Source organism: Kitasatospora sp. NPDC088548, from assembly GCF_044753005.1.
Classification (GTDB): Bacteria; Actinomycetota; Actinomycetes; order Streptomycetales; family Streptomycetaceae; genus Kitasatospora.
In genome coordinates this window covers 13,334-34,392 of sequence record NZ_JBIVMI010000035.1, presented here as the reverse complement: position 1 = coordinate 34,392, position 21,059 = coordinate 13,334, and the positions used below count along the sequence as shown (strand labels likewise).

Here is a 21,059-nt window from a genome sequence, read left to right as displayed (position 1 = left end):
CTTGCCCGGAAGGACAGCCCGGACGTGCCAGCAGGAGCCCACCATGCCGAAACACCCGCCCGGCCCCGCGCCGATCGATGTCCCCGACGCTCTGGCGGCCTCTCTCACCGCGTTCCTCGGCGAGGCCGGACGGGTTTGGGCGGCTGGGCTGCCGTCACTCGCCGGCGCACTGCTGGAGAGCTGGGAGCTGCGCCCGGACGGCCCGCCCGCGCACGGCGTGGTCGGGCTGGTCGTCCCAGTGCTGCGCGCCGACGGCACGCCCGCCGTGCTCAAGCTCCAGCCCGTGGACGAGGAGACGGCGGGCGAGCCGGTGGCGCTGCGGGCCTGGGCCGGCCGGGGCGCCGTCCGGCTGCTCGCCCACGACCCGGCGTCCGGATCGATGCTGCTGGAACGCCTGGACCCGGACCGCTCCCTGCTCGCCGTCCCCGACGACCTCGCCGCGCTGCGCGTCCTCGCGGAGATCCTGGCCGGCCTGACGGAACGCCAGGCCCCGCCCGGGCTGCGCCGGCTGGCGGACCTCGCCGACGGCCTGCTGGCCGGGACTCCGCCCGCACTCGCCGTGCTGGCGGACCCGGCCGACCGCCGCCTGCTCGCCGACTGCGCCGCGGCCGTCCGCGAGGTCAGGGACGAGCCCGGCGACCGCCTGCTGCACTGGGACCTGCACTACGGCAATGTGCTCGCCCCGGCCGGCCCGGACGGCCGCGCGCCCTGGCTCGCCATCGACCCCAAACCGCTCGCCGGCGACCCGGGCTTCGAGCTTCTCCCCGCGCTCGGCAACCGCTGGGACGACCTCACCGCCACCGGCGACGTTCCGCGCGCCCTGCGCCGTCGCTTCGACCTGATGACCGACGTCCTCGCCCTCGACCGGGCCCGGGCGACGTCCTGGACCCTCGGCCGGATCCTGCAGAACGCCCTCTGGGACCTGGACGACGGCGCCCACGCGATCGACCCCGCCCAACGGGCCGTGGCCGAGGCCCTGCTGGCCCGCTGAGCTGTCTGCTGGGCACCCAGCCGAGCCCTTGCCGCCGAGCCCCTGCCCGCCGAGCCCTTGCCCGCCGAGCCCTTGCCCGCCGAGCCCTTGCCCGCCGAGCCCCTGCCCGACGGACCGCCCTCGCCGGCGGGCCGTCGGCAGCCCCTTGCCGCCGCCCGGTCGTGATCATCGGGTGGGCCGACCGCGCCGCCTCCGGCGCTCCGTCAGCGCCCCCGCAGCGGCACGAACCGGACCGGGGTGCCAGGGCGGGCCTGGGCGGCGAAGGCGAGGTCGGCGGGCGGGACGACGCCGATGACGGGGTAGCCGCCGGTCGTCGGGTGGTCGGCGAGGAAGACGACCGGCAGGCCGTCCGGCGGGATCTGGACCGCGCCCAGCACCATCCCCTCGCTGGGCAGCTCGCCGCCGCGGGCGCGGGCCACGGCGGGGCCCTCGGTGCGCAGCGCGATCCGGTTGCCGGCCTGCGCCACCCGGTAGTGCTCGCGGGCCAGTCGGGCCACCGACCACGGGTCGAACCAGTCCGTGTGCGGCCCGAGCCGGAGCCGCAGGACCAGTTCGACCGGGGGCGCGGGCAGTGGCACCAGATCGGGCGCGGGCCGGTACGACGGGGGCGGGCCGACGGGCAGCCGGTCGCCGACGGACAGCGGGGCGGGGCCGAGACCGGAGAGCAGGTCGGCGGACCGGCTGCCGAGGACCGGCGGCACGGCGATCCCGCCCGCCACCGCCAGATAGCCGCGCACCCCGTGGGTGGCGGCGCCGATGTCGATCAGCGCTCCGGCGGGTACCGCGACCGGCGCGCCCCAGGCGGCGGCCCGGCCGTCCACCCGGACCGGGGCGGGGGCTCCGGTCGTGGCGAACACCACCGGTCCGAGCGCGCGCAGCGCGACCCCGCCGAGTGTGCTCTCCAGCGCGGCGGTGCCCGGGTCGTTCCCGACGAGCCGGTTGGCGGCGCGCAGCGCGGGTTCGTCCAGTGCCCCGGCCCGGGGCACGCCGAGGTGGGCGACGCCGCGCCGGCCCAGGTCCTGAACGGTGGTCAGCGGCCCGGGCCGGACCACCAGCAGCTCACTCAGCGCCGCCACCCCGCACCGCCGGGGACGCCTGAGCCGGGGCCGCCCGCCCGCCGCCGTCGCGCACCGCCGTGAACCGCACCCGCGTACCCGGCGCCAGCAGTGCCGCCGGCTCGCGCCCGGTGTCCCAGAGCGGCAGCGCCGTGCGGCCGAGGAGCTGCCAGCCGCCGGGGGAGGAGCGCGGGTAGACGCCGGTGTACGGGCCGGCCAGCGCGACCGAGCCGACCGGGACGGCGCTGCGCGGGGTGGCCCGGCGCGGCACCCCGTACCGCTGCGACAGGCCGGTGAGATAGCCGAAACCGGGGGCGAAGCCGCAGAACGCGACGACGTACTCGGGCTCGGTGTGGATCCGGACGGCGGCCTCGGCGGAGACCCCCCACAGTGCCGCGACCTCGCCGAGGTCGGCGCCGTCGTACACGGTCGGGACCTCCAGCAGCGGGCCGGGCGTGCTGCTCGCCGCCGTCGGGCGCACCCCGCGCAGCAGCGCGGTCAGCGCGGGGAGGTCGGCGACGCCGTCCAGCAGGACGGTCCGCGCGGCCGGGACGATCTCCTCGACCCCGGGCAGCGCGCCCGCCGCCCGGCGCTCCCGCAGCCAGCCGTACAGGGCGCTCACCTCGGCCGTCCCGGCCACCTCGACCAGCAGCGCCCGGTCGCCGACGGGTCGTATCCGCCCGAACGGCTCGGGCCCGCCGGCCACCTGGACGGTCATGTGAACGCCTCCACCCGCACCCCGGCCGAGGCGAGCGCGCCGCGCACCCGCCAGGCGAGCTGGGCGGCGCCGGGGGTGTCCCCGTGCACGCAGAGCGAGCGGGCCTCGACGGCGATCGGCTCGCCGCCGACCGCCTCCACCACGCCGTCCCGGGCGATACCGACGGCGCGGGTGATCACCGCCTCGGGGTCGTGCACCACGGCGTCCGGGTCGCTGCGCGGCACCAGGGTGCCGGCCCAGGTGTACGCGCGGTCGGCGAACGCCTCCGTGACCACCGGCAGCCCGACCCCTTCGGCGACCGCCAGCAGCCGGGAGCCCGGCAGGCCGAGGACGGGCAGCGGGCCGTCGCAGACCGCGCCGGCCCGCAGCACGCCCGCGACCACCGCCTCGGCCTGGTCGGAGTCGGCCACCACCCGGTTGTAGAGGGCGCCGTGCGGTTTGACGTAGGAGACCCGGGAGCCGGCCGCCCGGGCGAAGACCTGGAGGGCGCCGATCTGGTAGGCGATCTCGTCGGCCAGTTCCTCGGGCGGGACGTCCATCGCGCGCCGGCCGAAGCCGGCCAGGTCGCGGTAGGAGACCTGGGCACCGATCCGTACGCCGCGCTCGGCGGCGAGCGCGCAGACCCGCCGCATCGTCGACGGATCCCCGGCGTGGAAGCCGCAGGCGACATTGGCGCTGGTCACCACGGAGAGCAGTGCCTCGTCGTCGGTCAGCGTCCACCGCCCGAACCCCTCACCGAGGTCCGCATTGAGATCGATCACCGCATCGGCCACGCCCGTCCGCCTTCCAGCAGCTGTTGAGCCAGATGGTAGGGCCTGTGTGTGAAGGCCGTTGCCCGATACCCGACCCCTCCCGGGCCCACCGGCGCGCACCGCTGCCGTGCGCGCTCCCCCGGTCGGCTCAGCCGATCGTCCGCCCGTTCGGGCCGCCTCCGTGGTCTGCCCGCTCGTCCGGCCGCTCGTCCTGCCGTTCGGGCGGGCCCGCTCAGCCGGTGACGGGAGTCGCCCCCGCCCGCCGCTCCAGCGGGCGCAGCGCGCGCAACACGATCAACAGCGGCACCACACCGACGATTCCGAACGACATATCGATAAATCGCCAGTACAGCGGGATGTCCCGGAGCGGTCCGCAGATCAGGGCGAGCGGAATGACCCCGGCGCACGCCAGGACGGCCCAGCGGATCACCCAGACGTTGCGCACCGGATCCTTGATCGGGCCCCAGAACGCGGCCGCGATCACCAGGTGGGCGAAGGCCAGCCAGTCGGTGCCGTACGCCAGGAAGGGGTAGCGGGCGTTGGTCTCGGCGACGCCGTCGCGGACCCGCTCGGCCCACTCCAGCAGCGTGGGGAACCGTTCGGTCACCGGGGCGCCGGGGCCGGCCGCGAAGTCGGCCAGCCACCTGGTCTCGGACTCCAGCGGGAAGGCCGTGAGGCCGCTCAGCACCAGGCAGACGACGAAGAACCAGAGCCACTGCCGCACCCTGCGCAACGCGGCGCGTTCGCTCTCGGACGTGCTGTTCATGCCGGAAACCCCCAGGTCGAGGAGGCGGTCCGGGCTTCTCCCGGCCACCTGGAAGTGACTCTAGACCTCGGAATTGAACATGTTCAACTCGCCTTCCGTGTCCGAGCGGGAGCTCCTTCGCCCGCGCCGCCGGCGGGACCCGCACCCACCCGTAAGGCCCGTTTCGGTCGTTGTCGGTGCGAACCTCTAATCTTGTCCACCGTGACCGCCATCGCTGACCCGCCCATCGAGCACGGCTCCCGGCCGCCCGCCGGCCCCGCCGCTGCCGCCGTGCGGCCTGCGCCCGGCCCCGCCGCCGACGAGGGCCTCGCCCGCAGGCTCAAGGCGCTGGCCTGCACCGCCCCGCTGCACGACCTCGACAGCCGCAAGGTCAACCTGGCCGGCGAGTACGGCGGCTACGCGATGGCCGAGGTCGGTCTCGCCGCGATCGACCTCGTCACCCTGCACATGGACTTCGACACCGGGGCCGACCGCGAGATAGTGCTCGCCCGGATGCTGCCCAGGGTCGCCGCCCAGGCCGCCGCCCGGCCCGCCGCCGAGCACGAGCGGGTCGCCCGCTGGGTGCTGGAGTCGCTGATCAACGTCGGCAGCGTCGACCGCGGCTTCCGCGCGGTCTACGGCACCTTCGGCCCGGACGGCGAGTACGTCCGCCGCGACTACGACTTCAAGCTGATCGAGGAGGTGCCGGGCCCCGACGGCGGTATCTACCTGCGCACCACCGACGAGGCGGTCAACGTCCTGGTCGGTGCGCTGGACACCGATGTCACCTCGGCCCAGATCGCCGCCGAGGTCAAGCTGGAGGTGCTGATCCGGCGCGGCCGCCTGGCCGACGCCCAGCTCGCCGCCGAGCAGGCCCGGTACCGCACCGTCCAGTACGCCGAGACGCTGCGCCGCGCCCTCGACGCGACCCGGCGCAATGTGCGCGCCGTGGACTGGATGCACGCCATCCCCGACCTCATCGACGAGGCGCTCGACCACATCGCCGACCGCTACCGGCACGAGAACGCGATTCTCACCAACATCCGCAAGGCCCGCGACGAGGCGGAGGACCAGGAGCACAAGCGTCGCGCCGCCGAGCTGGTCGACATCGTCAAGGACTGCATCCGCCGCCACACCCAGCTGCAGACCCGCCTGCTGGAGGCCGGCCCGCTGTTCCGCGCCGAGCAGGACCGCCAGGCCTTCGCCACCCCCGGCGCGCGCAGCGGCATCGACCTGTACGGGCAACTGCTCGCCCCGGTGCTGCGGCTGCCGATAGAGCAGGCCGTCCGGCCCACCGGTGCCTTCTTCGCCCGCGGCATCGGCCTGCGCACCCCCGTCGCGGTGCGGGTCGCCGACCTGGTGGACCTGCTGCTCACCCCACCGGTCGAGCGCGAGCACCTCGGCGCGGAGCTGCCCGACCCGGACCTCGTCGCGACGCCGGACGACAGCCGCTTCTCCGAGGCCCAGCTGGAGGCCGCGCTGGAACTGCTCGACCTGCCCGCCGACGCGCCCCGCCGGCTCTCCGGCCTGCTCGCCGACGCCCGCCGGCAGGACCCTGAACTCCCGTACCTGGTCGCCCTGCTGGCCGTGCACGCGGCCAGCCCGCCGGTCGGCACCGCCTACCGCCAGGGCGAGGAGCGGCTGCTGTTCGCCGTCGACGACGGCACCCCGCTGCGCGACCCGGAGTTCGGCGGCGCCGACCTCATCGTCGGCAGCGCCCTGCTCGACGCGGCCGGAATGGCGGCCGACCGCAAGGACGCCAGTTGACGAGCAGCCAGTTGACGAGCGGTCGGTTGACGAACGACCGGCCGACGAAGCCGATGGCCCGCCACCACCGCACCACGATCCATGACAGCCCCGAGGAGCACCGCCCGTGACGACCCACCACGACACGTCCTGGGCGACCGAGACCGAGCCCGCCGCGCCCGCCGCGATCACCCCGGGCGATGTCGCCGACGCCGCCCGGCTGGTCTCCTTCGGGCTCCAGGCCAAGCTGCTCCCGGCCCGTGACGCCGAGTACGCCGAACTCGTCCGCCGCCACCGCGAGGACCCGGCCTTCGCCCGCCTCGCCGACGCCGTCGCCACCGGCATGGGCCTGGTGGTGCTGGAGGTCTCGCCGCGCGCCGGCATGGCCGTCGCCGCCGCCGAGGACTCCGTCTTCGCCGTCCGGATGGGCGACTACTCGCGCCGCGCGGCCTCCGAGTCCACCGACCGCTTCCTCCACGGCCTGGCCCACCTCGCCGTCGCCGCGATGGCCTTCCCCCGGCCGGAGGACCTCGCCGACGACGGCTACCTCGGCCGGATCACCGTCAACGGCGTGGACTCCTTCGTCCGTCAGGCCTGCCGCCGGCTGGAGGAGCAGGCCGACGCCACGGGCGCCAACACCGACCCGCAGAGCGACGCCCCCGGCCTGGAGGCCGCCTGGCGGGTCTGGGCCCGGCGCACCGCCACCGGGGCCACCAAGGACGCCCGTCGGCTCTCCGGCTCCACCATCGGCATCGTCGCCAAGGCCGTGATGTTCCTGGTGGAGTCCGGCTTCCTGCAGAAGACCTCGGACGACTCCGGCGGCACCTACCGCACCACCGCCCGCTACCAGCTCCAGGTCCGTGACCTGGCCGGCAGCGCCGCCATGGCCGAACTGCTCGACCTCGGTATCGTCGCGGTCTCCGACGGCACCGCCAGCCTGCTGCCGCCGGACACCGGCGACGAACTGGTCGCCGACGCCGGGCTGCCGTTCCACTCGCTCTAGCTGCACCCGCCCCCACCGGGACGGCCCGACCCGGCTCACCCGCACCGCCCGCACCCCCCAACCCGAGCAGCACCACCCGAGCAGCACCCACCCGAACCGAACCGCCTGCCCGCACTGGAGAACCGCCGCACATGTACGAGCTCAACCGGGTCCGCCTCTACTCGATCGGACCGGCCGGCGCCCGCTACGCCGACACGGTGCTCGACCTGCGCGGCGTCGGCGAGCCCGTCGCCGACCCGGCCCCCCAGCAGATCGGCCTGTTCGGCGAGGAGGCCGAGGGCCCGGTCCGCCGCCCCGCGCCCGCCGGCGTGCTCTTCCTGGAGAACGGCGGCGGCAAGTCCGTCCTGCTCAAGCTGATCTTCTCGGTGATGCTCCCCGGCCACCGGAACACCCTCGGCGGCGCCAGCTCCGGCGTGCTGCGCAAGTTCCTGCTCGCCGACGACTGCGGCCACGTCGCCCTGGAGTGGCAGCACACCGTCACCGGCGAGCCGATCGTGGTCGGCAAGGTCAGCGAGTGGCGCGGCCGCCAGGTCTCCTCCGACCCGCGCAAGTTCGCCGAGACCTGGTACTCCTTCCGCCCCGGCCCCGGCCTCACCCTGGACTCGCTGCCCGTCGCCGAGCGGATCAGCCTGGCCGGCGACCAGAAGGCCCGCGGCCGGCGCCGCACCATGAAGGGCTTCCGCGACGCCCTCACCGAGGCCGGAAAGGCCCACCCCCACCTCGACCTGGTCTTCGAGGACGGCCACGACCGCTGGACGGAACACCTCGGCGACCTCGGCCTCGACCCCGAACTCTTCCGCTACCAGCGCGAGATGAACGCCGACGAGGGCGAGGCCGCCGGCCTCTTCGCGGTCAAGCACGACAGCGACTTCACCGACCTGCTGCTGCGCGCCGTCACCGACACCCGCGACACCGACGGCCTGGCCGACCTCGTCCACGGTTTCGCCGCCAAGCTCGGCCGCCGCGCCGAACTCACCGCCGAACGCGACTTCACCGCCGGCTCCCTCGACCTGCTGGAACGCATCGCCGAGGCCACCACCGCCCGCGAGAGCGTCCGCGAGGCCCACCGCACCGCCGAGCGGCGCACCCGCCGTCTCGCCCACGCGCTCACCTCCCGCGCCGCCGCCGAGCGCGACCGCGCCCAGGACCTCGCCATCGAGGTGGCCGCCGCCGCGAGCGCCGTCACCGCCGCCGAGGCCGACCGCACCCGGCACACCCTGATCACCGCCGAGCTCACCCACCGGCACGCCACCCTGGGCCTGGCCGCCGCCACCGCCGAGGCCGCCGCGCTGCGCCGCGAACTCACCGACGCCCGCACCCTGCACTCCGCCTGGCAGGCCGCCGAGACCGTGCTGCGCCAGCGCGCCGCCGCCGACCGGGTGGCCCGGGTCGCCGCCGCCATCCGCGAGGCCGAGCTGGACGCCGCCCCGGCGCTCGCCGCCCGCGCCCGCGCCGCCACCGCCCTCGCCCGCGCCCTGGAGAGCGCCGCCGCGGCGGCCGAAGCCCGGGCCGACACCGAGGAGCAGCGCGCCGGGGAACTGCAGGCCGACGGCTCCAAGGCGCAGTCCGACGCGACCGAGGCGGCCACCGCCGCCCAGAAGGCCCGCAGCGAGGCCGACCACCTGCGCCAGCGGCTGGCCGAGGTCGAGCAGGAGACCGCGGCCGCCGTCGAGGCCGGCTGGATCGACCCCGACACCGCCGAGCCCGACCCGGCCCGCGCCGCCCTGTACGCCGCCGACGTCGAGAAGAGCGCCAGCGCCGCGCTCGCCCAGGCCCGTACCGCCGCCGAGGCCGCCGCCGCCCGGCTGCGTGAGGCCGCCGCCGCCACCGGCCGCGCCGAGCTCGGCGCCGCCCGCGCCAACGACGCCCGCAAGGCCGCCGCCCAGACCCTCGCCGTCGAGCAGCGCACCGCCGCCCTGCTCGCCACCGAGCCGCGCCTCGCCGACCTGCTCTCCCTGACCCCGTACCAGGAGGGTGCCGAGGAGGAGGCCGGCTTCCTCACCCCCGCCGTCCTGGACCGTTCCGCGGAGGCGCTGCGCGAGCTGCTCGACGAGGCCATCGCCACCGCCGAACGCACCCTGTTCGACCTGCGCACCGCGGCCGCCGACGACTCCCGCATCCTCGCCGCCCTCGGCGACGGCGGCCTGCTGCCGCCCGGCCCGGACGTCCTCGCCACCGTCGAGTACCTCGGCGAGCACGGCATCCCCGCGCTGCCCGGCTGGCGCTACCTCGCCCAGTCCGTCGACCCGGCCGACCACGAGGCCATCCTCGCCGCCCGCCCCGAGCTCGTCGACGGCGTCGTGGTGACCGACCCGAACTCGCTGGACCGGGCCCGCGAGACCCTGCGCTCCGCCGCCCTGCTGCCCCGCTCCACCGTCGCCGTCGGCGCCGCCGCCGCCCTGATCGCCCCGATCACCGACGAGCCGGCCTTCTTCCTCGTCCCGCCGAACCCGGCCATGCACGACGAGAGCGCCGCCGACGACGAGCGCCGCGAACTGCGCACCCGCGCCACCGCCCGTGAGGAGCACATCCGCGAACTCGCCGCCCGGCTCGGCGGCGACCGCGCCCTCGCGGCCCGCCTGGCCTCCTGGCACGCCAGCTGCCCGCCCGGCACCCTCGCCGAACTCGCCGCCGCCGCCGAGGCCGCCCGCGAGCGCGCCGAGCAGGCCGCCGCCGCCCTGGCCACGCTGCGCGCCGACCACGACGAGGCCGAGACCGACCACGCCGCCGCCGCCTCCGCCCACGAGGAACACCGCGAGGCCGCCCAGCGCGCCCGCCGCCGCGCCGACGCCCTCTCCGGCCTCGCCTTCCGCCTGCGCGAACGCGCCGGCTGGACCCGCGGCCTGCGCGAACTCGCCGAGGACGCCACCGAGTGCGACCGCCGCCAGGCCCAGTGCGCCGAGCGCGCCCGCACCTGCGACGAGGACCGCCGCGCCGCCCAGCGCGCCGCCGACGACGCCCGCCGCACCGCCCGCACCCTGCGTGCCGAGCGCGCCGAGATCCCCGCCGCCGAGCAGGCCGACGAGCCCGCCGGCACCGCCCCCGCCGCACTGCCCGCCCTGCGCGAGGCCTACCGCGCGGCCTCCCAGCTCTACGAGAAGGTCGGTGTCGGCGCCGACCTGCGCGCCGAACAGGCCCGCGCAGAGGGCGACGAGGCCGCCGCCGCGACCGAACTCGACCGCCTCACCAACAAGGTGCGCACCCGTGCCGAGGAGCTGCTCAACAGCCCCGACGGCGCCGACGGCCCGGCCCGGCAGGCCGCCGTCGCCCGCGCCGAGGAGCTGGTCGCCACCATCGAGGCCCGCGCCGCCACCGCGAGCGAACAGCTCGGCCGGCTGCGCGGCGAGGCCGAACGCTCCGCCCCCGCCGACGGCGAGGCCCACACCGAGCTGCCCGAGGACCTCGTCCCCACCGACCCCGAGCACGCCCAGGTCCTGCTGCGCACCGCCACCAGCCGCCTGGCCGAGCGCCGCGAGAGCGTCGACACCGCCCGCACCGCCCACGCCGACCTGCAACGCACCTTCGACGCCGCCCAGGCCGCCGCCGCCGACTTCGACGAGCACGCCGGGCAACTGCGCGACGGCCTGCGCGAGCACCAGGACGACGCCGACCAGCCGGTCGAGCCCTACCTCGGCGCGCTCCCCGACGCCCGCACCGCCGCCGCCGAGGCCCGCCGCGCCCTGCGCACCGCCGCCGGCGAGCTCTCCTCCGCCGAACTCGCCGTCCGCGACGCCTCCGACGCGCTCGTCCGGCACGCCAACGCGGCCCGCTACGAGGCCGTCCGCACCCCGGCCCGCCAGCAGATCCGCGAACTGCCGGCCTCCGCGCTGCCCGACCACGCCGCCGCCTGGGCCGCCGCCTTCGCCCCCCGGCTGCGCGTGCTCACCGACGAACTCGCCCAGCTGGAGCGCAACCGCGGCTCGATCGTGGACCGTCTGCGCGGCCTGGTCGAGTCCTCGCTCACCACCCTGCGCGCCGCCCAGCGGCTCTCCCGGCTCCCCGAGGGCCTGGGGGAGTGGTCCGGCCAGGAGTTCCTGCGCATCCGCTTCGAGGACCCGGACCACGCCACCCTGGTCGAGCGCCTCGGCGAGGTGATCGACGAGGCGACCCGTGCCGCCGTCAAGAAGAACAGCGACCTGCGCCGTGACGGCATGTCACTGCTGCTGCGCGGTGTCGCGGCCGCGATCGGCCCGCGCGGCGTCGGCGTCGAGATCCTCAAGCCCGACGCCGTGCTGCGCGCCGAGCGGGTGAGCGTCGGCCAGATGTCCGACGTCTTCTCCGGCGGCCAGCTGCTCACCGCCGCCATCGCGCTCTACTGCACGATGGCCGCGCTGCGGGCCAACGACCGCGGCCAGTCCCAGCTCCGGCACGCCGGCACGCTCTTCCTGGACAACCCGATCGGCCGCGCCAACGCCACCTACCTGCTGGAGCTCCAGCGGGCCGTGGCCGACGCGCTCGGCGTCCAGCTGATCTACACCACCGGCCTGTTCGACACCACCGCGCTCGCCGAGTTCCCGCTCGTCATCCGGCTGCGCAACGACGCCGACCTGCGGGCCGGTCTGAAGTACATCTCGGTGGAGGAGCACCTGCGCCCCGGCCTGCCCGCCCCGCAGGATCCGGACGGCCCGGCCGTCCACGGCGAGATCACCGCCACCCGGATGTTCAAGCGCCCCGCGGAGGTGCCGGCCTCGGCCTGACCGGGCCAGGGCTTGTCCGACAATTCCCGTCGTATCGGCGCGCGGCGGGAATTGTCGGACAAGCCCCGGCCTCACCGCCATGCTGACGATCGCTCATCTCAGTGACATCCACCTCGGCCAGGACCACGGGGGAGACGGCGGCGCCCGCGCCCGGCCCGCGTCGTACGGCTACGCGGTGGGCAACCGGGGCTGAGGCCCGCCCGGCCCGCCCGCGTATCCCTGGCCGGGGTACGCCTGCCCGGGGTAGCCCTGCCCCGGGTGCGGCCGAGGGGGAAGGGCCTGTCCCGGGAACGCCCCGGTGCCGGCCGGTGAACCGGACTGCGGCCCGGGCTGCGGCCAGCTCTGGGGCGGCAGCGGGGCCTGCCGCGGCACCGGGCGGGGGAGCGGCCGGGCCGCGGTCCGGCCGCCCGCCATCGGGGACGCCGAGTCGGGCCCGCGCATCCGCTGCGCCGCGATCTGGCGCGAGATCAGGATCTCCAGCAGGCACCACATCGTGCCGAACACCCCGAGCCCCATCGCCATCATCGCCGGCGTCATCAGCCAGCTGTCCGCGTACGAGGCCAGCGTCGCGACCACCAGGCCCACCAGGGTGAAGGACAGGCAGAGCACCGCGCGGACGACGGCGGCACGTACCTCGTCGGGCAGGCGGCGACGGCGAGCGACTGACATCGGGCGACCCCCCGGGCGCGGTCACGTGGCAGGGAGGGCACGCAGAACGCGCCCCTGGGAAACACTCTGCCCCATGCGGCCCGGACTATGCGTCCGAATCCGGCGAACTGCCGCCAAACCGTGTGATCCGTCCCAGATGACCGCAAGACGTGGCAGACCGTCAGCCCAGCTGCTGGTTCAGCTCCTCCAGCGCACCGGCCACGATCGTCCGCATCGCCTGCTCGGCGCGTTCGGCGTCCCGCGCGCAGATCGCCTCCGCGACCTCGCGGTGCAGCCGGATCGCGTAGGGCTCCGGCTGGTGGGGCATCAGATGGTACTCGGTCCGGCCGGTCAGCACCGCCCCTACGGTGTCGCCGAGGTGGGCGAACATCTCGTTGCCGGAGGCCCGCAGGACGGTGGCGTGGAAGGCGATGTCGTGCCGGAGGAAGGCCTCCAGGTCGGCGGCCCGCGCCGTCATCGTCAACTCAACTGCCAGCGCGCTGAGTTGACGGCAGTCGTCGTCGCCGGCGTGCCGGGCCGCGAGTGCGGCCGCGGCCGGTTCCACGGCCACCCGCAGGGATCCGAGCGAGCGCAGCTGCGCGGGCCGGTCGGCGCCGGCCAGCCGCCAGCGGATCACCAGCGGATCGAAGACGTCCCAGTCCGACCTGGGCTGCACCGTGATGCCGACCCGGCGGCGGGACGCGACCATGCGCATCCCCTCCAGGATCCGCACCGCCTCGCGGACCACCGTCCGGGACACCCCGTACCGCTCCTCCAGCTCCTCGCCGCGCAGTACCGCCCCTTCGGGGATCTCACCGGACGCGATGGCCGGTCCGAGGTCGGCGAGCAGTCGGCCGGGCAGCCCCTGGATCTCCATCCGCCCAGCTTAAGGCGTGTCTCATGATTCGCGGCGGGCGGGCGGATCGTCAGACAGGCCCAGCCTCCCCGCCCGGCTGCCGCGCCGGGCGGTCCCGCCGGGCCGTCCTGCCCGGGGTCCCGCCTTCTCCGGCCGCCCGACCTTCCGTAAAAGTATGACGATTTGGTTTCTGCCACTTGAATACGTCATATCTTTGGAGCGATAGTGGCGGCCAGGCAACGAAGGAGCACCACCCATGGCTCTCAGCGTCGAGAACCACGACACCACCGGACCCACCCTCCCCACCCCCCTCACGGTCGTGGTGATGGGCGTCTCCGGCGTCGGCAAGACCACCCTGGCCCGCCTCCTGGCCGACCGCCTCGGCCTCCCCTACGCCGAGGCGGACGACTTCCACCCGCCCGCCAACATCGCCAAGATGTCGGCCGGCATCCCGCTGGACGACGAGGACCGCGCGCCCTGGCTGCGCGCCCTCGGCACCTGGCTGGGGGAGCGCGCCGACGCCGGCACGGGCGGCGTGGTCACCTGCTCGGCGCTGAAACACCGCTACCGCGACACCCTGCGCGCGGCCTGCCCGGGCGCCTTCTTCCTGCACCTCAGCGGTGGCCACGAGCTGGTCGAGGACCGGCTTGCCCACCGCACCGGCCACTTCATGCCGCCGTCGCTGCTCGACTCGCAGTACGCCGCCCTGGAACCCCTCCGGGCGGACGAGCACGGCGGCGTCCTGGATGTCGGTCCGTCCCCCGAAGAACTCGTCGAGATGGCCGCGGCGCTGCTGCGGCCCGTCAATGGAGACCTCGCGTGAGCCCGTCCCCCACCCTGCTCGCGGCCGCGCCGCCGGCCCTGCCGCACACCGGCAGTGACACCCAGCTGCTGATCGCGGTGCTGCTCAGCATCGGCGCCATCGTGCTGCTGATCACCAAGCTGAAACTGCACCCGTTCCTGGCCCTCACCCTCGGTTCGGGCCTGCTGGCCGCCGTCGCGGGAGCCCCCTTCGACAAGCTGCTCAGCAGCTTCTCGACCGGCTTCGGCTCGACCGTGGCGGGTGTCGGTCTGCTGATCGGCCTCGGTGCGATGCTCGGCAAACTGCTCGCCGACTCCGGCGGGGCGAACATCATCGCGGACACCGTGCTGTCCCGCTCGGGCCCCCGGGCGCTGCCCTGGGCGATGGCGCTGATCGCGGCCGTCCTCGGGCTGCCGCTGTTCTTCGAGGTCGGGGTCGTCCTGCTGATCCCGATCGTGCTGCTGGTCGCCCGCCGCGGCAACGTGCCGCTGATGCGGATCGGCATCCCCGCCCTGGCCGGTCTCTCGGTGCTGCACGGCCTGGTGCCGCCGCACCCGGGCCCGCTGGTCGCGGTCGACGCGCTCAAGGCGGACCTCGGGGTGACCCTCGCGCTCGGTCTGCTGATCGCGGTGCCGACCCTGATCATCGCCGGCCCGCTCTTCGCCCGGCTCGCCGAGCGCTGGGTCGGACCGCTGGCGGTCCCGGAGGCCACCGCCCCGGAGGAGACCGAGAAGCCGGAGCACGCCCCGTCCTTCGGCGCGGTGCTGGCGACCATCCTGCTGCCGGTCGTGCTGATGCTCGGCAAGGCGCTGGCCGACGTGGTCGTCGACGACCCGAAGGCGATGCCGCAGCGGGTGTTCGACTTCATCGGCTCGCCGCTGATCGCCCTGCTCGCCGCGACCCTGCTCGGCATGCTGACGCTCGGCCGTGCGGCCGGCTTCTCCAAGGCCCGGATCTCCGACACCGTCGGCAGGTCGCTCGGCCCGATCGCGGGCATCGTCTTCATCGTCGGCGCGGGCGGCGGCTTCAAGCAGACCCTGATCGACGTCGGTGTCGGCAACGCGGTCAGCGAGTGGTCGGGCAAGTGGCACATCTCGGCGCTGCTGCTCGGCTGGCTGATCGCCGTGCTGATCCGGCTGGCCACCGGCTCCGCGACGGTCGCCACCATCACCGCCGCCGGTATCGTCGCCCCGCTCGCCGCCGACATGTCGTCCACCCACGCGGCCCTGCTGGTGCTGGCCATCGGCGCGGGCTCGCTCTTCCTCTCCCATGTCAACGACGCCGGCTTCTGGCTGGTGAAGGAGTACTTCGGGATGAGCGTCGGTCAGACGCTCAAGTCCTGGTCGGTGATGGAGAGCGTCATCTCGGTCGTCGCCATCGCCCTGATCATGCCGCTGAGCCTGATCATCTGACCGCGTCCCACTTCCGCCGCAGGGCGGCACCCGTTCACCACGGGTGCCGCCCTGCGGCGTTCCCGGGCCCGCCGCCGTACTCAGCCCAGCAGGCCGGTGAGCACCGCGGTGGCCGCGTCCAGCAACTGCTTCGCCGCCGGGCCGCCGGCCGCCGTCCGGGCCAGCACCCCCTCCCGGGCGGCCAGCACCACCTCGGCGGCCTGTCCGGCGGCCGCGCCCGGCGGCACCAGCCCCGGCATCGCCCGCTCCAGCAGCCCGGCCAGTGCCGCCGTCACCGCGCGGTCGTGCCGGGCGACCCGGTCGGCCAGCCCGGGGGTGCGGGCGGCGAGCAGGCGGAACTCCAGGAAGAGCAGGATCCACCCGGTCTCTTCGGGCTCGACCCGCAGCAGCGCCTCGACCAGCCGCCGGGCCCGCTCCTGCGGGGCCAGCTCCTCGCAGGCCGCCGCCAGCCGTTCCAGTTCGGCCATCCGCCCGGCCGCCTGCTCGTCGAAGAGCGCCAGCAGCAGGTCCTCCTTGGCGGCGAAGTTCGAGTAGAAGGCGCCCCGGGTGTAGCCGGCGGCGGCGCAGATGTCCTCGATGCTCGTCCGCGCGTAGCCGTCGGTGAGGAAGAGCCCGGCGGCCGCGGCCAGGATCCGGGCCCGGGTGTGGACGCGGCGGCGCGGCGGGCGGGGGGCGGCGGGTTCGGCCTGGGGTGGGTTCACGGCCACACGATATATGGCGTATTCAATACATGGCGTACTGAAACAGGCCGCGGGAGGACACCGTCATGAGCCGACTGCTGATCACCGACGCCCATCTGGTCAGGTGGCCCGGTCAGGTGGCCAGGTCAGGTGGCCAGGTGGCCCGGGCAGGAAAGCCGAACGGGCGGGCGCTCCCGGAGGAACGCCCGCCCGTCACCCGGCGGTCACTTCAGCAGGACGCGCCAGCCGTCGGCGCCTCCGTTGCCGTCCAGCCGGAGCAGCAGCTCCTTCGACTGGCCGGTGTCGTGAAAGGTGAGCACCACGGTCTGCCGGTTCGCCGGGTCGTCCTGGAAGTCGGCGGTGACCGACCCCTGGGCGCCCCGCTGGTAGTCCCGCACCCAGGCGTCCGCGGCGGTCCGGCGCGCGTCGCCCGGGCCGTCCGAGGCGGCCAGCTTCTCCAGCCGGTCCCCGGAGCCGTCGGCGAGCCGCCAGACGACCTGCTGGACGAGGCCCAGGGTGGCGGTGGCCGGATAGCCCGTCACCCGCAGGTGCGGGTGGTTGGCGTAGTCGCCCGCGTACTCCAGTTCGGCGTCCGAGGGCCCGCTGGAGCACCCCGCCAGCAGGGCGGCCGAGAGCAGGGCCGCCGCTGCCGCCGCGATCGGCCGCCCGGGCGTCATCAGCTGGTCCCGAGGGGCCGGACGACGGTGATCCACTCGATCGGGTCGCCCTTCTGCCGGTAGTAGGACAGGACCTCGTTCAGCGTGGTGACATTCGACCGGCCGTGCTGGCGCAGCTCCATCCTGGAACCCCAACTGACTACCACGGCAGCATGGTTGACGACCGATTCGCTCCGCCACTTGAAGAAGACGATGTCACCGGGCCGGGCCTGGCTCGTGCTCGTGAGGTACACCGTGTTGCGGTAGTACAGCAGGTGCCGACGCAGGTTGGCGGCACCGGCCCAGGTGTAGCTCCGGTTCTTGTGCCAGCCGAAGAGCCAGTAGTCGTTCTGCCACCAGGCGCTGTCGAAGGTCTTGAACCCGTACCGGACCCGCATCCCGCCACCGTAGTACAGGGCCTTGGAGACGAAGTTGGTGCAGTCCTGCCCGAAGTCCCAGCTGATGCCGACGTTCCGGCGGGCCCAGTCGGCGGTGCCGTTGTAGTTGTACCCGGCCTGGACGGCGCCGGCCGGCTGGGCCGAGGCGACCGGGAAGCCGTCGGCGCCGAGCGGCACCGAGCCCTGGCTGCCGACGGTGTCGCTCGGCGAGCCGTCGGCCACCTCGACCTGGGCCTGCGCCGAGGCCGAGGAGGAGAGCTTCTGCTCGGCGGCGCTGTCGTCGGCCTCCGAGGTGAGCACCGCGGTGGAGCCGACGGTGAACTCGAACCGCTTCGGGCCGGCGCTCTCGGTCGGCGAGTCCACGCCGTCGGTCCGGATCATCACCGAGTCCTTGACGGTGGCCCGCACCACGACCTTGCCGGCCGTCTTCTGGTCGACCACGACGTCGGTCAGCGAGACCGCCGCCGCGGAGTAGACCTGGTTCTGGGTCGCCAGGGCCTCGCGGTTGGCGACCAGCGAGGCCTCCTGGGTGGCCAGCAGGTCGACGAAGGCGGTGCCGTGCGCGGCCTCCGCCGCGGCGTCGGGCGCGGTGAACCCGGGCTTCATCTTGATCTTGTTGCGGGCGTCCAGGTACTCCTGCACATAGCCGCGGTACTGGTCCGGGCCGCCGGCCGTCGGGGTGCCCTGGGCCAGGGCGGAGACGACCGGGGCGGCGCTGCCGTAACTGTTCCGGGCGGTGACCGCGGCCCGGTACGAGCGGGCGTTGTCCAGGCCGGTGACCACGGCGCGGGTGTCGGCGCCGGCCAGCTCCCGGACGAGGGTGCCGTCGGCGGTCTCGACCCGGACGGTGTAGGAGACGTCGCCGACCGAGCCGCGGTCGGACGGCGCGTTCCAGGTGACGAGCAGTCCGGCGTCCCCGCCGGTCCCGGTGACCAGCTCGGCCGGGCCCGGCGCGGTCGGCGCCAGGTAGTCGAGGGTCAGCCGGGGCCGCTGGGCCGGGTTCGCCGCGGTGGCGGAGTAGTACCGGGCGGCGCCGGTCCAGTCGGCCGGCGGGCGCAGGGCCAGCCCGTAGGCCTCGCCCTTCTCGATCCAGGAGCCGACCATCGCGGCCAGGTCGATCTCGGAGAGCCTGGCGGCGGAGGCGAAGCTCTCCGTTCCGGTGGCACCGGTCAGCGCGGCGCCGCCCTGGTCCGGGGTCCAGGCCGAGCCGAGCTGGAAGACGTCCACGGCGGCCTCGTCACAGCCGGGCGTACCGGCCGCGCAGTCCGAGCGGGTCAGCGCCAGCTTGGCACCGACCACCCGGGAGCCCGCCGGAACGGCGGTCAGGTCCGGCTTGAGCCAGCCGGTCCAACTGCTGCCGGCGACCGTGCCGACCCGCAGTTCGGCCGGGTCGGCGGCCGGGCAGGCACCGGTGTCGCAGCCGCCGCCGGCGGTGGCCGTCGAGGCGTCGGCCAGCGTGGGTCCGGTGAGCACCACGGTGGTCGGCGTCGGCGGGGCGGGCGGGGCCTGCACCCGGACGGTCAGCGGCTGGTCGGCGGTCCAGGCGGAGCAGCCGACGGCGGCGCAGCCGCGCGCGGCCCAGGTGTAGCTGCCGCCGTCGACGAGCGCACCGGAGGGCACCTGGACGGAGGCCCGGCTGCCGCTCTCCGCCCAGGCGGGGGGAAGCGCGGTCGGCAGCGGCTGCCCGTTCTGGCCCTTGAGCGCGAACTCGGTGCGTACGCGCCCCTGGTTGGGGTTGGTCACCAGGGCGGAGAGGACCGGGGTGAGGGTCTGCTGGGCGCCGGTCTGCAGTGCGCTCGGCACGTCCGGCAGCGGGCTGACGCTGAAGGTGGCCCAGGCGGACCAGCCCAGGTTGTAGTGCAGCCCGTCGTACGGCGAGGTGCGGAACCGGTAGGTGTGGCCGTACTGGAGCAGGCCGGCCGGGACGGTGACGGAGGCGGGGGTGCCGCTGGCCACGTAGCCGGAGACGTTGACGTTGCCGACCTGGGCGCCGGAGATGGCGTCGACCAGCTGGAAGGTGCCGGTCACCTTGTCCCCGTCGGGGTCGACGAAGGTGTCGCGGAGCACCGGGGTGGTGGTGTCCACCCGCCAGGTGCCGGTGCCGTCCTGGAGGAACGGCGGGCCGGCCTGCTGGTTGGTGCCGGTGCGCGGCCGGTAGTTGTACGTGACCGTCAGCTTCGGCACGTTGGTGGCCGCGTTGGCGGAGTTCACCTCCTTCCAGAACTTGGTGTTGGTCTCGTCGGGGGCGCGCAGTCCCATGCCCGAGGTGGTGTTCTTGGCCGAGGCCCAGGTCTGCACCATGGTGGTGACGTCGGCGTTGATCCAGCCGTCGCCGCCGCAGGCGTCCCGGCCCTTGGTCTCGGTGGACGTCGCCCGCTTGGTGCCCCAGGCCGGCTGGGCGGTCCAGCGCGAGGCGGTGGAGGCCAGGCCGGTGTCGTAGACGTCCCAGGCGTAGTTCAGGCAGTCGCTGTTGCCGGAGTGGAAGTTGTACAGCGACAGGGTGGCGCTGGAGACCAGCGCGTCGGCGATCGAGGCGGTGTTCCAGTTGATGAAGGAACGGGCCTCGCGGGAGCTGCCGTCGGCGTTCTTGGTCCCCGAGTTGCCCCAGTAGATCTCGGTGTCGGCCGACCAGTCGACCGTCTCGCCCTTCTGCACCCGGGTGTCGAAGGCGTTGCCGAGACCGGCGGTGGCCGGGTCGACGGTCACCGGGTAGACGGTGGCCGGGTCGGCCAGGAACGCGGCGTCGGGGGTGAAGACCAGATCGACGTCGTCGCCGTGCTGGACGACCTTGAGGTCGACCTTCGCCTGCCGCGGGTGCTCGCCGGAGCCGGGCGCCGTGGTGGCGTCCCAGGCGACCGGGGCGGGCAGCACGGCGCGCCTGTGGCCGTTCCTCCGGTCGGTGAACAGCACGCTGCCGTCGGGCTGGGGGACGGCCTTCAGGCCCTTGGCCTGGAGCGGCATGGTGTACGAGTAGCCGGGGGCGGCCGGGCGCTGCCTGAGCGTCACGAACTGCTCGAAGCCGGTCCGGGTGGCCTCGACGACCAGGTCGCCGGCGCCGTCGCCGATGGCGTCCCGGTAGGTGGCACGCGGGCCGTCCAGCTCGGGTTCGGGCAGGCCGCCCTTCCACTGGAGGGCCAGCTCGTCGTCGCCGGATCCGAGCGAGACCAGGGTGCGGGCCGCCTCCGCGCCGGCCTGCGACTCCTGGAGCGAACGAGGGCGCTTGCCGCCGGCGCCGGCCAGCTTCATGCCGTTGGGGTGCGCGGCGGGGGCCACCGAGCCGTCGGCGGCGGCCTTGAGGGTGAGGTCCACATCGGCCCAGGCACCGTCGCGCAGGAAGCGCACCGGGCCGGCCGAGAGTTCGGTGGTGAGGGTGCCGTCCGGGTTGACCCAGGTGGTGGAGACCTCGCTGCGCTCGGAGGCTGCCTCGACCCGCTTGCCGGTGGTCCGGGCGGCGGCCCTGGCGGCGGCGATGCTGCCGGTGGGGTCGGTGGCGGCCACCGTCGGGGGCTTGCCGGGGGAGGGCTTGGGCTGTGGCTTGGCCGCGAACGCGACCTGGGCCCCGCCTGCCAGCGACAGTGCCAGCGCGAGGGCCAGCGGACCGCTCAGGGTCCGTCTTGAGACGTGCATCGATGCTCCTTGACCCACTGTTGATCAACAGTGCTGGCGGGAGCATAGGGAAGATCATCTGACGAGATGATCATGACAAGTATGGACATAGACCCCCAAGGCCTGAGGATTTCCTTGAGAAGTTGATGTGATCGTGACGCGCTGTATACGCACGGACGCGGAAGGGGGGGGGGGCCCCCCGGCGGGGGGGGGGGCGCGGCGGGGGGGGGCGGGCGGGGCGCGCCGGCGGCCGCGGCGGCGCCCGGGGGGGGAGAACCCCCCCGCCGCCAGGCG

15 protein-coding genes are annotated in these 21,059 nt (G+C 75.0%); 6 read left to right on the top strand and 9 right to left on the bottom strand.

Features of this window, described 5'->3' with window-relative positions:
- Window positions 1–43: 43 nt before the first annotated feature.
- A complete protein-coding gene (locus ACIP82_RS33025) occupies window positions 44–991 on the top strand; it encodes an aminoglycoside phosphotransferase family protein (RefSeq protein WP_400658845.1) in 948 nt (315 codons plus the stop codon).
- A 203-nt stretch (window positions 992–1,194) separates the two neighbouring features.
- Here the strand turns inward: ACIP82_RS33025 and ACIP82_RS33020 are convergent, their stop codons facing one another.
- The 4 genes from ACIP82_RS33020 to ACIP82_RS33005 form a co-directional block, all read right to left on the bottom strand.
- On the bottom strand, window positions 1,195–2,067 hold the full coding sequence (locus ACIP82_RS33020; protein ID WP_400658843.1) for a biotin-dependent carboxyltransferase family protein: 873 nt from the start codon (window positions 2,065–2,067) through the stop codon (window positions 1,195–1,197).
- Window positions 2,051–2,764 (bottom strand): allophanate hydrolase subunit 1, encoded by a 714-nt coding sequence (locus tag ACIP82_RS33015; protein ID WP_400658841.1) that lies wholly within the window; start codon window positions 2,762–2,764, stop codon window positions 2,051–2,053. The genes ACIP82_RS33020 and ACIP82_RS33015 overlap by 17 nt, the downstream gene beginning before the upstream one ends.
- Window positions 2,761–3,537 (bottom strand): 5-oxoprolinase subunit PxpA, encoded by a 777-nt coding sequence (locus tag ACIP82_RS33010; RefSeq protein ID WP_363610625.1) that lies wholly within the window; start codon window positions 3,535–3,537, stop codon window positions 2,761–2,763. Before ACIP82_RS33010 ends, ACIP82_RS33015 begins: the two co-directional genes overlap by 4 nt.
- A 211-nt stretch (window positions 3,538–3,748) precedes the next feature.
- A complete protein-coding gene (locus tag ACIP82_RS33005; RefSeq protein ID WP_363610627.1) occupies window positions 3,749–4,282 on the bottom strand; it encodes a hypothetical protein in 534 nt (177 codons plus the stop codon).
- A gap of 225 nt (window positions 4,283–4,507) precedes the next feature.
- Here ACIP82_RS33005 and ACIP82_RS33000 point away from each other — a divergent pair, with 225 nt between their 5' ends.
- From ACIP82_RS33000 to ACIP82_RS32990, 3 genes are all read left to right on the top strand, one after another.
- Complete coding sequence (locus ACIP82_RS33000; RefSeq protein ID WP_400658906.1) at window positions 4,508–6,028, top strand: hypothetical protein; 1,521 nt, start codon at window positions 4,508–4,510, stop codon at window positions 6,026–6,028.
- Window positions 6,029–6,134: 106 nt separating this feature from the next.
- Window positions 6,135–7,010 carry a hypothetical protein gene (locus ACIP82_RS32995; RefSeq protein WP_363610629.1) on the top strand — a complete coding sequence of 292 codons (876 nt, stop codon included), beginning with the start codon at window positions 6,135–6,137 and terminating at the stop codon, window positions 7,008–7,010.
- A gap of 131 nt (window positions 7,011–7,141) precedes the next feature.
- Window positions 7,142–11,707 (top strand): hypothetical protein, encoded by a 4,566-nt coding sequence (locus ACIP82_RS32990; RefSeq protein ID WP_400658838.1) that lies wholly within the window; start codon window positions 7,142–7,144, stop codon window positions 11,705–11,707.
- A gap of 168 nt (window positions 11,708–11,875) precedes the next feature.
- On the opposite strand, the gene ACIP82_RS32985 is transcribed toward ACIP82_RS32990, so the two are convergent.
- Window positions 11,876–12,376, bottom strand: a complete 501-nt coding sequence (locus tag ACIP82_RS32985; RefSeq protein ID WP_400658836.1) for a hypothetical protein — start codon at window positions 12,374–12,376, stop codon at window positions 11,876–11,878.
- Window positions 12,377–12,536: 160 nt separating this feature from the next.
- Entirely contained in the window at window positions 12,537–13,232 is a 696-nt protein-coding gene (locus ACIP82_RS32980; protein WP_363610635.1) for an FCD domain-containing protein, read from the bottom strand.
- Window positions 13,233–13,467: 235 nt separating this feature from the next.
- Between ACIP82_RS32980 and ACIP82_RS32975 the strand changes: the two genes are divergently transcribed.
- Window positions 13,468–14,034, top strand: coding sequence for a gluconokinase (locus ACIP82_RS32975; protein WP_400658834.1), 567 nt, complete (start codon window positions 13,468–13,470; stop codon window positions 14,032–14,034).
- Complete coding sequence (locus tag ACIP82_RS32970; protein ID WP_400658832.1) at window positions 14,031–15,425, top strand: GntP family permease; 1,395 nt, start codon at window positions 14,031–14,033, stop codon at window positions 15,423–15,425. Before ACIP82_RS32975 ends, ACIP82_RS32970 begins: the two co-directional genes overlap by 4 nt.
- Window positions 15,426–15,505: 80 nt before the next feature.
- On the opposite strand, the gene ACIP82_RS32965 is transcribed toward ACIP82_RS32970, so the two are convergent.
- From ACIP82_RS32965 to ACIP82_RS32955, 3 genes are all read right to left on the bottom strand, one after another.
- The gene (locus tag ACIP82_RS32965; RefSeq protein ID WP_400658830.1) at window positions 15,506–16,126 is read right to left on the bottom strand and encodes a TetR/AcrR family transcriptional regulator; all 621 of its coding nucleotides are present in this window, start codon (window positions 16,124–16,126) and stop codon (window positions 15,506–15,508) included.
- A 203-nt stretch (window positions 16,127–16,329) separates the two neighbouring features.
- Window positions 16,330–16,782: a hypothetical protein gene (locus tag ACIP82_RS32960; protein ID WP_400658828.1), complete on the bottom strand. Its 453-nt coding sequence runs from the start codon at window positions 16,780–16,782 to the stop codon at window positions 16,330–16,332.
- Window positions 16,782–20,786: a DNRLRE domain-containing protein gene (locus tag ACIP82_RS32955; RefSeq protein ID WP_400658826.1), complete on the bottom strand. Its 4,005-nt coding sequence runs from the start codon at window positions 20,784–20,786 to the stop codon at window positions 16,782–16,784. The genes ACIP82_RS32960 and ACIP82_RS32955 overlap by 1 nt, the downstream gene beginning before the upstream one ends.
- Between the last annotated feature and the right edge of the window lie 273 nt (window positions 20,787–21,059).

Bases quoted from the DNA above. Each gene is read 5' to 3' on its own strand.
- ACIP82_RS33025 (WP_400658845.1), top strand. From the start codon at position 44: ATGCCGAAACACCCGCCCGGCCCCGCGCCGATCGATGTCCCCGACGCT.
- ACIP82_RS33015 (WP_400658841.1), bottom strand. From the start codon at position 2,764: ATGACCGTCCAGGTGGCCGGCGGGCCCGAGCCGTTCGGGCGGATACGA.
- ACIP82_RS33005 (WP_363610627.1), bottom strand. From the start codon at position 4,282: ATGAACAGCACGTCCGAGAGCGAACGCGCCGCGTTGCGCAGGGTGCGG.
- ACIP82_RS32990 (WP_400658838.1), top strand. From the start codon at position 7,142: ATGTACGAGCTCAACCGGGTCCGCCTCTACTCGATCGGACCGGCCGGC.
- ACIP82_RS32985 (WP_400658836.1), bottom strand. From the start codon at position 12,376: ATGTCAGTCGCTCGCCGTCGCCGCCTGCCCGACGAGGTACGTGCCGCC.
- ACIP82_RS32980 (WP_363610635.1), bottom strand. From the start codon at position 13,232: ATGGAGATCCAGGGGCTGCCCGGCCGACTGCTCGCCGACCTCGGACCG.
- ACIP82_RS32975 (WP_400658834.1), top strand. From the start codon at position 13,468: ATGGCTCTCAGCGTCGAGAACCACGACACCACCGGACCCACCCTCCCC.
- ACIP82_RS32960 (WP_400658828.1), bottom strand. From the start codon at position 16,782: ATGACGCCCGGGCGGCCGATCGCGGCGGCAGCGGCGGCCCTGCTCTCG.
- ACIP82_RS32955 (WP_400658826.1), bottom strand. From the start codon at position 20,786: ATGCACGTCTCAAGACGGACCCTGAGCGGTCCGCTGGCCCTCGCGCTG.